Raw genomic sequence first — 12,491 nt, 5'->3', positions numbered from 1 at the left:
GCGTCAGTCCAGACACCAGAGATGTCTGAGCTGACGCATTCGCAGGTAAACCCGCTCCCACAGGGCTCGCCAGGGAGGCTGGAATCAGGCGTAGGTGTCGATGAACCGCCCGAGCATTTCGTCGGACGCCTTGGCCACCTTTGCACCCAGTTCGACCTCGGTCTTGCCCAGGGCCAATTGCACGGTGCTGGTTGCCAGGTCCATCTGCTGGCTACGGTCGACCCCGCGCAGGCGCTCGGCCTGGAAGTCGCTGGACTGGCTGGTGGCGGCGCGCTCGACCGAAGCATTGGCGATCTGGCCGGCGGCCTGATCGACGCGGTTCTGGCCGTTGTAGATGGCGTTGAGGCCCGCGTAGTACGCGGTGCTGCCGGTGATTTCCATGTCAGAACTCCAATGACGCTGGATGTGAACAAGGGCAATTAAAGCAGGCCGAAGGCGAAAAGGCCCGTTTAAATCCCTAATGGCTCAGTGCCACTTGATAGGCCACGGGCATATCTGCCCATGCTCAATCCAGCAAGTCGAGTTGCAAATGCTCCGCCACCGCATCCGCCGTTGCCTGCTTGAGCTTCGGCACCCGCCCCAGGCACGGCGCAGGTAAACGCTCCGCCAGGCTGGCCAGGTTTTCCTCCAGCCGCGAAGTCCGCGGTTCGATGATATTCGCCACCCAGCCCGCCAGTTGCAGGCCGTCGCGGGCAATCGCCTCGGCACTGAGCAGCGCATGGTTGATGCAACCCAGGCGTACCCCGACCACCAGAATCACCGGCAGCTTGAGGGCAATCGCCAGGTCCGACAGGTTGGCATGGTTGGACAATGGCACGCGCCAACCGCCCGCGCCTTCGACCAGGGTGAAGTCTGCCCGCTGGTCCAGCACATGGCGCATGGCCTTTGACAACACAGCGACTTCCAGCGCAACACCCGCTTCCCGGGCAGCCACATGCGGCGCTATAGCCGGCTCGAAGGCAAACGGGTTGACCTCCTCGTAGGCGAGCTTGATCGAACTTTCGTCGATCAACGCCTGGGCGTCGCTGTTGCGCAGGCCCTTGGAGGTCATCGTGCAACCCGAAGCCACCGGCTTCGCACCCAAGGTGCTCAGCCCCTGCAACCGTGCCGCATGCAGCAGCCCGGCAGCGATGGTGGTCTTGCCGACATCGGTGTCGGTCCCGGCAATGAAATAGGCCTGGCTCATGTCGCTCCTCTCATGCCTGTGGCTTGCGCAGCACACCATAGACCACCTGATAGGTGGCGGGCAGCCCCTGGGGCTGGCGAAACGCTTCGTAGGCCTGCAACAGGCCTTGCATACGCGCGCGACCGGTCAGGCCGGCAGGCCGCCCGGGGTTGAGATTGTGAGCACCGAGCGCCTTGAGTTCATGGGTCAGGCTACGCACATCGGGGTAGTGCAGCACATGGGCCTGGCGCTGCAAGCTGACCTGGGCGAGGCCACTGGCAGCACACAGGCGCTGGTAGTCTTCGAACCTGCGGAAGCGATTGACATGCACCATGCCATCAACCGCCTGCCAGCTGGCGCGCAACTCATCGAGCGTACCGACGCACAGGCTGCTGAAGGCCAGCACCCCGTCCGGGCGCAATACTCGCCGAGCCTCCTCCAGCACGCTGGCGAACTGGCCACACCACTGCACCGCGAGGCTGGTGAACACCAGGTCGACACAGCCATCACGCAGCGGCAGGCGCTCGGCATCGCCGGCCACGTGATACTGCGCCCCACCCTGTTCGCCACGCGCGTGGCACAGCATGCCTTCGGCAATATCCACGGCAACGCCGGTGGCCGGGGCAAAACGCTCGCCCAGCACTCGGCTGAAATGCCCCGTGCCACTGCCAAGGTCCAGCCAGCGCGTCGGTGCCACATCATCCGGCAACTGCTCCAGCAGGCTCACGCCCACCGCACGCTGCAAGGCCGCAACACTGTCGTAGCTGGCTGCCGCACGGGAGAACGAGGCGGCCACCTGGCGCTTGTCCGGTAGCGCGCCGGGCAGGGTTGGACGGGAAAGGTCAGTCATCGCCACTCTCATGCAGAAAACTCTTGATGCCCGCCGCCAGCTCCTGTGGATACTCCAGCAGGAAGGCGTGGGAACTGTCTTCGACCAGGCCGACTTCCACGTCAGGCAGCAGCTCGCTCAGCGCTTTGGCCGCCTCTGCCGGCACCAGCGCATCGCTGCCGGCGAACAGGTGCAACTGCGGGCCGCCATAGGCCTGCAGGGCCTCACGGGTGTCGAGCCTGGCCAGCACTTCAAGGCCGGTGGCCAGGTACAGCGGGTCGGTATTTGGCACGCCGATACCCAGTTGCCGCAGCAGCGTGCGAGGTTGCAGGGCACCGTCGCTGCACAGGGTACGGAAGCGCTTGAGGGTCACCGAGGTGTGGCTGCGGCAACCATCGAGAAACGTGCCGAAGGTATCCTCGGCCATGCCATGGGGCCAATCGGCGCGAGCCACAAAGCTGGGGTTGCTGCCCAACGTCAGCAGGCCGCAGCAGTGGTCGCCACGCTTGCGCGCCAGTTCGCTGGCGAGCATGCCGCCGAGCGACCAGCCGCCCAGCCAGGCATCACTGGGCAATTTGCGATCAAGGTAGTCCACCCAGGCTTGCACGTCGGCATCGGCCAGTTCCGGCAGGGGCATCAGTTCGACCTGCAGGCGTGCATCTTGTGCCCGCAGGCTGGCGGCGAGCGGTTCGAGGGCGGCGGTGCCCAACCCCCAACCGGGAAGAAGGATCAAACGGTTACGCATCGGCGGCCTCCAGCTGTGGATAACACTCGGCCAATGCATTCAACAATAGCTGCACCTGCGCCTCGCTGTGCGCCGCGCTCAGGGTGACCCGCAGGCGGGCGCTGCCGGCAGGTACGGTTGGTGGGCGGATAGCGGTCACCAGCAGGCCACGGTCACGCAGCATGCGCGACAGCTTGAGGGCCTGGGCACTGTCGCCGATCAGGATCGGCTGAATTGGCGTCGGGCTGTCCATCAACTGCAGGCCGATTTGCGAGGCGCCCTGGCGGAACTGGCGGATCAGCGCAGCCAGGTGCTCGCGGCGCCAGGTTTCGCGGCGCAGCAGTTCCAGGCTCTTGAGCGTGGCGCAGGCCAGCGCTGGCGGCTGACTGGTGGTGTAGATGTAGGGGCGGGCGAACTGCACCAACGCTTCGATCAGCTCTTCGCTGCCGGCGACGAAAGCGCCAGCAGTGCCACAGGCTTTGCCCAGGGTGCCGATCAGCACCGGCACGTCGTCGATACCCAGGCCGAAATGCTCGACGATGCCGCCGCCTTGCGTACCCAAGGTGCCCAGGCCATGGGCGTCGTCAACCATCAACCAGGCGCCGCGGGCGCGGGCCACAGCGGCCAGAGCCGGCAGATCGGCGAGGTCGCCGTCCATGCTGAAAACACCGTCAGTGACCACCAAGGTGTTGCCAGTTGCCTTGTCCAAACGGCTGGCCAGGCTGGCAGCGTCGTTGTGCAGGTAGCGGTTGAAACGGGCACCACTGAGCAATCCACCGTCGAGCAGCGAGGCGTGGTTGAGGCGGTCCTGCAGCACGGTGTCGCCCTGCCCCACCAGCGCGGTGATGGCGCCAAGGTTGGCCATGTAGCCAGTGGAAAACAGCAGCGCGCGCGGGCGACCGGTCAGGTCGGCCAGCGCCTCTTCGACGGCATGGTGCGGCGAGCTGTGGCCGATCACCAGGTGCGAGGCGCCGCCACCGACACCCCAGCGCTCGGCACCGGCCTGCCAGGCGGCAATCACTTCACGGTGGTTGGCCAGCCCCAGGTAGTCATTGCTGCAGAAGGCCAGCAGGCGCAGGCCGTCGACCACGACTTCAGGCCCTTGCGGGCTTTCCAGCAATGGCCGCTGCCGATACAGGTCTGCGGCGCGCCGTTCGGCCAGGCGCGCCGCCAGGTCGAAGGCCATCTCAGGCAGACGCGGCGTCGTAGAACAGCTCGCTGCTGCGTTGCTCGACCAGGGCCTGCTCGATGGCCGCCTGGTGCACTTCGTCGGCATGCTCTTCACGCGCTTCGGGCTTGATGCCCAGGCGGGCGAACAGCTGCATGTCCTTGTCGGCCTGCGGGTTGGCGGTGGTCAGCAGTTTCTCGCCGTAGAAGATCGAGTTGGCGCCAGCCATGAAGGCCAGGGCCTGCATCTGCTCGTTCATCTGCTCACGGCCGGCGGACAGGCGCACGTGCGACTTGGGCATGAGGATACGGGCGACTGCCAGCATGCGGATGAAGTCGAACGGGTCGACGTCCTCTTCCTCGGCCAGCGGCGTGCCGGCGACCTTGACCAGCATGTTGATCGGCACCGATTCCGGGTGCTCGGGCAGGTTGGCCAGCTGGATCAAGAGGCCTGCGCGGTCGTCCAGCGACTCGCCCATGCCAAGGATGCCGCCAGAGCAGATCTTCATCCCGGCGTCGCGCACGTAGGCCAGGGTCTGCAGGCGCTCGCCGTAGGTACGGGTGGTGATGATGCTGCCGTAGAACTCAGGCGAGGTGTCAAGGTTGTGGTTGTAGTAGTCCAGGCCGGCCTGGGCCAGCGCCACGGTCTGATCCTGGTCGAGCTTGCCGAGGGTCATGCAGGTTTCCAGGCCCATGGCCTTCACGCCTTTGACCATTTCCAGCACATAGGGCATGTCCTTGGCCGACGGGTGTTTCCAGGCTGCGCCCATGCAGAAGCGGGTGGAGCCGATGGCTTTGGCGCGCGCGGCCTCCTCAAGCACCTTCTGCACTTCCATCAGTTTCTGTTTTTCCAGCCCGGTGTTGTAGTGGCCGGACTGCGGACAATATTTGCAATCTTCCGGGCAGGCGCCGGTCTTGATCGACAGCAGTGTCGAAACCTGTACGCGGTTCGGGTCGAAATGCGCGCGATGCACGGTCTGCGCCTGGAACAGCAGGTCATTGAAGGGCTGCTGGAACAGTGCCTTGACTTCAGGCAGGGACCAGTCGTGACGTGTTGTTGCAGTTGTGCTGGCGCTCATCGGCGTTTCCTTGTTTAGGCTGTAACTGGCGCCGAGGCACAAGTGCCCGCCAGCGCATCACGGATAGCTCGCATAGTCATGGAAGGCCTATGAACTGTCAACCTTGGTTAAAAGCACTGGTTTACAACTGTACAAATATTAATCATTCATGCTTGTTATGCAGTGAAATCGCTGAACAGCGCTACCCGTTGTGTGTCGCCTGCGAGCAAGAACTGCCCTGGCTCGATGAGTATTGCCTGCGCTGCGCCCTGCCCTTGCCAATGGCCGGCCTGATCTGCGCCCAGTGCAGCCGCCGCCCGCCCTCCTACGATCAGGTCATAGCGCCCTGGCACTATGGGTATCCACTGGACACCCTGATCAGCCGCTTCAAGCACAACAGCCAATGGCCGCTGGGTCGCTTGATGGCCGAATTGCTGTGCCTCAACGTGCACCATCGCTATCAGGAGGGCCTGCCCAGGCCAGACCTGCTGTTGCCGGTGCCGCTGGCCCGGCGTCGGCTGCGCGAGCGAGGCTTCAACCAGGCCGGCATGCTCGGGCGCTGGCTGTCGAAGGCGCTGGTTATCGAATGCGATGAACGGTTGTTGCTGCGCACGCGTGAAACACCGGCACAACAGAGCCTGGATGCCCGGGCACGCCGGCGCAATCTGCGCCAGGCGTTCGCGCTGGCCAGCGAGGCATCGCTCAAGGGCAGCCACATTGCCGTGGTCGATGATGTGCTGACCACCGGGGCCACCGCGCAGGCCATCGCGCAGCTGCTGCGTGAGGCCGGCGCACGCAGGATCGATGTGTATTGCCTGGCACGCACGGCAAAACCGGGGCAAGCTTGACGGGTCAGTTCCAGATAGGCACCACCATGTCCCTGCCCGCCCTCCTCACCCAGCACATCGCCCGCCGCCCGCAGCGCATCGCCCTGCTCCAGCACATCGCCGAGCAAGGCTCGATCACCCGCGCGGCCAAGGCTGCCGGCATTAGCTACAAGGCGGCCTGGGATGCGATCGACGAACTCAACAACCTCGCCAGCAAGGCCTTGGTCGAGCGCAGCACGGGTGGGCGTGGCGGTGGCGGCGCAAAGCTTTCGGTTGAGGGTGAGCGGGTGCTGCGCCTGTACCAGAAAGTGCAGGCACTGCAGGCACAGATTCTCGAAGCGGCGGAAGAGTCCAGCGACCTCGACCTGCTCGGTCGGCTGATGTTGCGCACCAGTGCGCGCAACCAGCTACAGGGGCAGGTCAGCGGTTTGCGACGGGAGGGCCGGCATGATCGGGTCAGCCTGGCGCTGGGCGGCGGGCTGGAGATCGATGCATTGATTACCCACGACAGTACGGCGCGGCTGGAGCTGACGTTGGGGACCACGGTGATGGCGCTGCTCAAGGCCGGGTGGGTACAGTTGCTCACGGCGGAGGATGAGGCCGAGGCTGGCTGCAATGAGCTTAACGCTACCGTCGAAGAGGTGCTGGCGGATGCACAGGGCGACTGCGAGGTGCGCTTGGCGCTGGGCAATGGGCAGACGCTGTGTGCGTTTGCCGAGGCATCTTGGTTGGCCGAGCAGTCGGTGAAGGAAGGAAGCAAGGTGAAGGTGCAGTTCCATCCTTCCTATGTTTTGCTCGGGGTTCCTGTGTAGCGATCGCCGGCAAGCCAGCTCCGGCCCGGCCGACCTTGAGGCATTGGAATGCGCTACCATGCCGACCTGTTGCCCACCCCCGGAGCCCCCATGTCCCACCCCTTCGACACCCTCACCCCCGACCTGGTCCTGGACGCCGTGGAAAGCCTGGGCTTTCTCAGCGATGCCCGGGTCCTGGCGCTGAACAGCTATGAGAACCGCGTCTATCAGGTGGGCATCGAAGATTCGCAACCGTTGATCGCCAAGTTCTACCGTCCGGGCCGCTGGAGCGATGCGGCGATTCTCGAAGAGCACCAGTTCACCGCTGAACTCGCCGACTGCGAAGTGCCCGTGGTCGCGCCGTTGCAACACGACGGCCAGACCCTGTTCGAGCACAAGGGCTTTCGTTTCACCCTGTTTCCGCGCCGAGGCGGCCATGCACCAGAACCCGGCAACCTCGACCAGCTCTACCGCCTCGGCCAGCTGCTCGGCCGCCTGCACGCCGTCGGCGCTGCGCGCCCATTCGAACACCGCGAAGCGCTGGCTGTGGACAACTTCGGCCACGCCTCGCTGAACACCCTGCTCGACGGCGGTTTCGTTCCCAAGGACCTGCTGCCGGCTTTCGAGTCCGTGGCCCGCGACCTGCTCAAGCGGGTCGAGGATGCCTACGCCCGTACCCCGCATCAGCTCATCCGCCTGCATGGCGACCTGCACCCCGGCAACCTGATGCACCGCGACGACGTGTATCACGTGGTCGACCTCGATGACTGCCGCATGGGCCCTGCCGTGCAGGACCTGTGGATGATGCTCGCCGGCAGCCGCGAGGAGCGCATGGGGCAACTGGCCGAGCTGGTGGACGGCTACAACGAATTCCACGATTTCGACCCGCGCGAACTGGCCCTGATCGAACCATTGCGCGCCCTGCGCCAGCTGCATTACAGCGCCTGGCTGGCGCGGCGCTGGGACGACCCGGCGTTCCCGCCGAGCTTCCCGTGGTTCGGCCAGCCGCGTTACTGGGGTGACCAGATCCTCGCCTTGCGCGAGCAAATGGCAGCGCTGGATGAACAACCGCTGAAATTGTTCTAGAAGCAAGCGCGCCGCTGTCTACAATAAGCGTCGCTTTACTGAGCAAGGACACTCCATGCACGCTGCAAACCCGCGCCGCGGGTACCTCCTGGGCCTTGGTGCCTACATCATCTGGGGCCTGTTCCCGCTGTACTTCAAAGCTATCCAGAGCGTTCCGGCGGTGGAGATCATCGTCCACCGGGTGCTCTGGTCGGCCCTGTTCGGTTCACTGCTGCTGCTGGTGTGGAAGCACCCCGGCTGGTGGCGCGAGCTGCGCGAAAACCCGCGCCGGCTGGCAATCCTGGCACTGAGCGGTGCGTTGATCGCTGGCAACTGGCTGACCTATGTCTGGTCGGTGAACAACGGCCGCATGCTCGAAGCCAGCCTGGGCTACTACATCAACCCCTTGATCAATGTGCTGCTGGGCATGCTGCTGCTCGGCGAGCGCCTGCGTCGCCTGCAATGGCTGGCGGTGGCCATGGCGGCGGTGGGCGTTGCGCAGCAGGTGTGGCAAGTGGGCAGCCTGCCCTGGGTGTCGCTGGCGCTGGCGCTGAGCTTTGGCTTCTACGGCCTGATTCGCAAACAGGCACCGGTGGCGGCGCTGCCCGGGCTGGTAGTGGAAACCTGGATGCTGGTACCGCTGGCCCTGGGCTGGTTGCTGCTGCATCCGACGGCGATGAGCGCACAAGCTGGCTTCTACGGCAGCAGCGAGGCGCTGTGGCTGATCGCTGCCGGGCCGGTGACGCTGGTGCCGCTGGTATGCTTCAACGCCGCGGCGCGGCACCTGCCCTACACCACCCTGGGCTTCCTGCAGTACCTGGCGCCGACCTTGGTGCTGCTGCAGGCAGTGCTGCTGTTCGATGAGCAGCTGTCGTCGAGTAGCTTGGTAGCGTTCATCTTCATCTGGGCGGGGTTGGCGGTTTACAGCGTCGATGCCTGGCTGAATCTGCGCAAGCGCGCCTGATCAAAAAACGATCAAAATCGTGCAGGCCACGTCGTTCGTGGCCTGCAGCAACATCTCCAAAGGTTATCCACACCCTCATCCCCGCGCTTTGTGCACAAGCGACTGATTCCTGTACGTTTTTTGCTCAAACCTCGGGAAGGCTTGCCGTGCCTGGGCTGGCGAGGTGCGCCCCCAGCTTATCCACAGGGCCGTCCCCGTGAAATCGGGATAACCCGATTCAGTCCTCAGGCCGCAACTTCAACTCCACCATCAAGTCGTCCGCCAGGCTTTCCAGCTTCTGCTGCAGATCATCCAGCGACAAGGTCAACGGCAGCGCCAGCAGCGCATCAGCATGGAACAGCGGCTCACTGCTCATCGGCGCCGGCCGCACTTCGGTGGTAAAGCGCTCCAGGTTCACCCCCTGATCCGCCAGCAGTCGGGTGATGTCGCGCACGATGCCCGGGCGGTCATTGCCCACCAGCTCCATGGCAATCGGCTTCCACGTGCAGGACGGTTCGATGCCGCTCTCGGCAATGAGCACGCGAATATCGTATTGCCCCAGCGCCTGCAGCGACTTCACCAGCTCGTCGTAGTTTTCCGCTGGCACCGCCACCCGCAGAATCCCGGCAAACTGCCCGGCCATCCGCGACATGCGGCTCTCCAGCCAGTTGCCGTTATGATCGGCAATGCACTGGGCAATGCGCTCGACCTGGCCGGCCTTGTCCGGGGCAATCACGGTGAGTACAAGATGATCCACAGGCCCTTCCTCTGCGTCGGGCCGCCCAAGGCGGCGAAAAATCGGGGGATCGACTCAGTATAGGCAAGGCGCGGCAACCTGCCGCAGGGCAATCCGCACAAACAATCGTGTACTGTTTCAAGATTTATCTGGAACAATCCACCCGTTTTTTGCGAACATACGTTCTCCCAGCGTGACCCTACGCGACCAACCGGTCGCATAACGGCGCTTTTAGTCTGATTTTGCCTCGCCTACTGCTTCATGTAGTATCCCGTGGCGCGGACTACAAAACGTCGTTTGGATGTCTGCCAAGGCGCCTGTGAAAATACGCACACTGTCTGCCAGACCGTCTGGCAGGCCGCACCCAGCCGCGCTCGTGCCATCCGACGAGGGCAAGCACTGGAACGTGTTTAGAGAAGCGCTACAGGCTTAATACAGAAGAGCGAAATAGCTGAGCAGAGTGAGGCAAGCAATGACTGGATACGTTCAAGTCGGTGGCCTTCAGGTCGCCAAGGTCCTGTATGACTTCGTCAACAACGAAGCCATTCCGGGGACCGGCATCGTCGCCGAGCAGTTCTGGGCCGGTGCAGAGAAGATCATCAATGACCTCGCTCCAAAGAACAAAGCCCTGCTCGCCAAGCGCGACGAGCTGCAAGCCAAGATCGACGCCTGGCACCAGGCACGCAAAGGCCAGGCACACGACGCCGTAGCCTACAAAGCATTCCTCCAGGAAATCGGCTACCTGCTGCCACAAGCCGACGATTTCCAGGCCACCACCCAGAACGTGGACGAAGAAATCGCCCACATGGCCGGCCCGCAGCTGGTCGTTCCGGTGATGAACGCCCGCTTCGCCCTGAACGCCGCCAACGCCCGTTGGGGTTCGCTGTACGACGCACTGTACGGCACTGACGCCATCAGCGATGAAGGCGGCGCCGAGAAAGGCCAGGGTTACAACAAGCTGCGCGGCGACAAGGTCATCGCCTTCGCCCGTGCCTTCCTCGACGAAGCCGCGCCACTGGCCGCAGGCTCCCACGTCGACTCCACCGGCTACCGCATCGAAGGCGGCAAGCTGGTCGTCACCCTGAAAGGCGGCAGCAACAGCGGCCTGCGTGATGACGCCCAGCTGATCGGCTTCCATGGCGACGCCAAGGCACCGACCGCCGTACTGCTCAAGCACAACGGCCTGCACTTCGAAATCCAGGTCGACGCCAGCACCCCGGTCGGCAGCACCGATGCCGCCGGCGTCAAAGACATCCTGATGGAATCGGCACTGACCACCATCATGGACTGCGAAGACTCGGTTGCCGCCGTCGATGCCGATGACAAGGTCATCGTCTACCGCAACTGGCTGGGCCTGATGAAAGGCGACCTGGCCGAGAGCGTGAACAAAGGTGGCAAGACCTTCACCCGTACCATGAACCCGGACCGCGAATACGCCGCGCCCAACGGCGGCAGCGTAACCCTGCACGGCCGTTCGCTGCTGTTCGTGCGCAACGTCGGTCACCTGATGACCAACCCGGCGATCCTCGATGGCCAGGGTAACGAAATCCCCGAAGGTATCCAGGACGGCCTGTTCACCAACCTGATCGCCCTGCACAACCTCAACGGCAACACCAGCCGCAAGAACACCCGCAGCGGCAGCGTGTACATCGTCAAGCCGAAGATGCACGGCCCGGAAGAAGTCGCCTTCGCCGCCGAAATCTTCAGCCGCGTCGAAGACCTGCTGGGCATGAAGCGCAACACCGTCAAGGTCGGCATCATGGACGAGGAGCGCCGTACCACGGTCAACCTGAAGTCCTGCATCAAGGCGGCCGCCGAGCGCGTGGTGTTCATCAACACCGGCTTCCTCGACCGCACCGGTGACGAAATCCACACCTCGATGGAAGCCGGCGCCGTGGTGCGCAAGGGTGCCATGAAGAACGAGAAGTGGATCGGCGCCTACGAGAACAACAACGTCGACGTCGGCCTGGCCACCGGCCTGCAGGGCCGTGCGCAAATCGGCAAGGGCATGTGGGCCATGCCTGACCTGATGGCTGCCATGCTCGAGCAGAAGATCGCTCACCCGCTGGCCGGCGCCAACACCGCCTGGGTACCGTCGCCAACCGCCGCCACCCTGCACGCCCTGCACTACCACAAGGTCGACGTGCAGGCGCGTCAGCGCGAGCTGGCTGCGCGCACCCCGGCTTCGGTCGACGACATCCTGACCATCCCGCTGGCGGCCGACACCAACTGGTCGGCTGAAGAGATCCGCAACGAGCTGGACAACAACGCCCAGGGCATCCTCGGCTATGTCGTGCGCTGGATCGACCAGGGCGTGGGGTGCTCGAAGGTACCGGACATCAATAACGTCGGCCTGATGGAAGACCGTGCCACCCTGCGCATCTCGGCCCAGCTGCTGGCCAACTGGCTGCGCCATGGCGTGGTCACCCAGGAGCAGGTACTGGAGAGCCTCAAGCGCATGGCAGCGGTGGTCGACCAGCAGAACGCCGGTGACGCCCAGTACCGCCCGATGGCGCCGAACTTCGACGACAACGTCGCGTTCCAGGCGGCGATCGAGCTGGTGATCGAAGGTGCCAAGCAGCCGAACGGCTACACCGAGCCAGTGCTGCACCGCCGTCGTCGCGAGTTCAAGGCGCGTAACGGGCTGTAAGCAACATCAGTGAAAGGGGCCGCTTTGCGGCCCCGATCCTGTGTCACTCGATCTTCAGTTCCTTCTTCACCAACGCCAGCAGTTTCCCCAGGTCCACCGGCTTCAGCAGAAAATCCACCACCCCCAGGTGCATCACGTCCACCGCCTCCTTCACATCGGTGTCGCCCGACACCACGATGATCGACAACGCCGCCCGCTCCGACTCACGAATCCGCCGGATCAACTCCAGGCCGTCGTTGGGCTGCATGCGCAGGTCGGTGATCATCAAGGCAATGCGCGGTTCGTAATGCAGCTTGAGCATCGCCTCCTGGGCGCCGTCAGCGGTCATGCTCTCGATGCCCCTGCTCTTCAGGTACAGCTTGAGCGCTTCACTGTTCACCGGGTTGTCATCGACAACCAGTACTACCGGGCTGGGCGCAACAGGCGCACTCACCACGGCCAGGGCTTCGCGTTCGGCGTCACTCAGAATCTCGTCATGCTCAGCCATGGTCATCTCGTCAAAAAAATCCCGCTCAACGGTTAGGACCGCAAAACCC

13 protein-coding genes are annotated in these 12,491 nt (G+C 64.0%); 5 read left to right on the top strand and 8 right to left on the bottom strand.

The features are described from left to right. Window positions 1-84: 84 nt before the first annotated feature. The 6 genes from ABE528_RS25445 to bioB form a co-directional block, all read right to left on the bottom strand. Entirely contained in the window at window positions 85-381 is a 297-nt protein-coding gene (locus tag ABE528_RS25445; RefSeq protein WP_060512164.1) for a hypothetical protein, read from the bottom strand. A gap of 124 nt (window positions 382-505) precedes the next feature. Beyond that, entirely contained in the window at window positions 506-1,186 is a 681-nt protein-coding gene (bioD, locus tag ABE528_RS25440; protein WP_152957968.1) for a dethiobiotin synthase, read from the bottom strand. 10 nt (window positions 1,187-1,196) lie between these two features. Beyond that, entirely contained in the window at window positions 1,197-2,015 is an 819-nt protein-coding gene (gene bioC / locus ABE528_RS25435) for a malonyl-ACP O-methyltransferase BioC (protein WP_346654412.1), read from the bottom strand. After that, window positions 2,008-2,739 carry an alpha/beta fold hydrolase gene (locus ABE528_RS25430; RefSeq protein ID WP_346654411.1) on the bottom strand — a complete coding sequence of 244 codons (732 nt, stop codon included), beginning with the start codon at window positions 2,737-2,739 and terminating at the stop codon, window positions 2,008-2,010. The genes bioC and ABE528_RS25430 overlap by 8 nt, the downstream gene beginning before the upstream one ends. Beyond that, window positions 2,732-3,904, bottom strand: a complete 1,173-nt coding sequence (gene bioF / locus ABE528_RS25425) for an 8-amino-7-oxononanoate synthase (protein ID WP_346654410.1) — start codon at window positions 3,902-3,904, stop codon at window positions 2,732-2,734. The genes ABE528_RS25430 and bioF overlap by 8 nt, the downstream gene beginning before the upstream one ends. Before the next feature lies 1 nt (window position 3,905). Beyond that, entirely contained in the window at window positions 3,906-4,964 is a 1,059-nt protein-coding gene (bioB, locus tag ABE528_RS25420) for a biotin synthase BioB (protein WP_152957964.1), read from the bottom strand. Window positions 4,965-5,053: 89 nt separating this feature from the next. Here bioB and ABE528_RS25415 point away from each other — a divergent pair, with 89 nt between their 5' ends. The 4 genes from ABE528_RS25415 (at window position 5,054) to rarD (ending at window position 8,590) form a co-directional block, all read left to right on the top strand. Continuing rightward, window positions 5,054-5,791 (top strand): ComF family protein, encoded by a 738-nt coding sequence (locus tag ABE528_RS25415; protein ID WP_346654409.1) that lies wholly within the window; start codon window positions 5,054-5,056, stop codon window positions 5,789-5,791. A gap of 26 nt (window positions 5,792-5,817) precedes the next feature. Then, window positions 5,818-6,582: a TOBE domain-containing protein gene (locus tag ABE528_RS25410; protein ID WP_346654408.1), complete on the top strand. Its 765-nt coding sequence runs from the start codon at window positions 5,818-5,820 to the stop codon at window positions 6,580-6,582. A 90-nt stretch (window positions 6,583-6,672) separates the two neighbouring features. Next, on the top strand, window positions 6,673-7,647 hold the full coding sequence (locus tag ABE528_RS25405) for a serine/threonine protein kinase (protein ID WP_346654407.1): 975 nt from the start codon (window positions 6,673-6,675) through the stop codon (window positions 7,645-7,647). A gap of 55 nt (window positions 7,648-7,702) precedes the next feature. Beyond that, complete coding sequence (gene rarD, locus ABE528_RS25400; RefSeq protein WP_152957960.1) at window positions 7,703-8,590, top strand: EamA family transporter RarD; 888 nt, start codon at window positions 7,703-7,705, stop codon at window positions 8,588-8,590. Window positions 8,591-8,807: 217 nt separating this feature from the next. Here the strand turns inward: rarD and ABE528_RS25395 are convergent, their stop codons facing one another. Then, window positions 8,808-9,326: an ACT domain-containing protein gene (locus tag ABE528_RS25395; protein WP_054885257.1), complete on the bottom strand. Its 519-nt coding sequence runs from the start codon at window positions 9,324-9,326 to the stop codon at window positions 8,808-8,810. Between the two features lie 451 nt (window positions 9,327-9,777). On the opposite strand from ABE528_RS25395, the gene ABE528_RS25390 reads away from it, so the two are divergent. After that, window positions 9,778-11,955 carry a malate synthase G gene (locus tag ABE528_RS25390; protein ID WP_152957959.1) on the top strand — a complete coding sequence of 726 codons (2,178 nt, stop codon included), beginning with the start codon at window positions 9,778-9,780 and terminating at the stop codon, window positions 11,953-11,955. A gap of 43 nt (window positions 11,956-11,998) precedes the next feature. Here the strand turns inward: ABE528_RS25390 and ABE528_RS25385 are convergent, their stop codons facing one another. After that, entirely contained in the window at window positions 11,999-12,442 is a 444-nt protein-coding gene (locus ABE528_RS25385) for a response regulator (RefSeq protein WP_346654406.1), read from the bottom strand. Between the last annotated feature and the right edge of the window lie 49 nt (window positions 12,443-12,491).

This window comes from Pseudomonas sp. TWI628 (genome assembly GCF_039673865.1).
Taxonomy (GTDB): Bacteria; Pseudomonadota; Gammaproteobacteria; order Pseudomonadales; family Pseudomonadaceae; genus Aquipseudomonas.
Note: the sequence above shows the minus strand (reverse complement) of the source record. Positions and strands in the feature narration are given on the sequence as shown.

Bases quoted from the DNA above. Each gene is read 5' to 3' on its own strand.
- ABE528_RS25445 (WP_060512164.1), bottom strand. From the start codon at position 381: ATGGAAATCACCGGCAGCACCGCGTACTACGCGGGCCTCAACGCCATC.
- bioD (WP_152957968.1), bottom strand. From the start codon at position 1,186: ATGAGCCAGGCCTATTTCATTGCCGGGACCGACACCGATGTCGGCAAG.
- bioC (WP_346654412.1), bottom strand. From the start codon at position 2,015: ATGACTGACCTTTCCCGTCCAACCCTGCCCGGCGCGCTACCGGACAAG.
- ABE528_RS25430 (WP_346654411.1), bottom strand. From the start codon at position 2,739: ATGCGTAACCGTTTGATCCTTCTTCCCGGTTGGGGGTTGGGCACCGCC.
- bioF (WP_346654410.1), bottom strand. From the start codon at position 3,904: ATGGCCTTCGACCTGGCGGCGCGCCTGGCCGAACGGCGCGCCGCAGAC.
- bioB (WP_152957964.1), bottom strand. From the start codon at position 4,964: ATGAGCGCCAGCACAACTGCAACAACACGTCACGACTGGTCCCTGCCT.
- ABE528_RS25415 (WP_346654409.1), top strand. From the start codon at position 5,054: ATGAACTGTCAACCTTGGTTAAAAGCACTGGTTTACAACTGTACAAAT.
- ABE528_RS25410 (WP_346654408.1), top strand. From the start codon at position 5,818: ATGTCCCTGCCCGCCCTCCTCACCCAGCACATCGCCCGCCGCCCGCAG.
- ABE528_RS25405 (WP_346654407.1), top strand. From the start codon at position 6,673: ATGTCCCACCCCTTCGACACCCTCACCCCCGACCTGGTCCTGGACGCC.
- rarD (WP_152957960.1), top strand. From the start codon at position 7,703: ATGCACGCTGCAAACCCGCGCCGCGGGTACCTCCTGGGCCTTGGTGCC.
- ABE528_RS25390 (WP_152957959.1), top strand. From the start codon at position 9,778: ATGACTGGATACGTTCAAGTCGGTGGCCTTCAGGTCGCCAAGGTCCTG.
- ABE528_RS25385 (WP_346654406.1), bottom strand. From the start codon at position 12,442: ATGGCTGAGCATGACGAGATTCTGAGTGACGCCGAACGCGAAGCCCTG.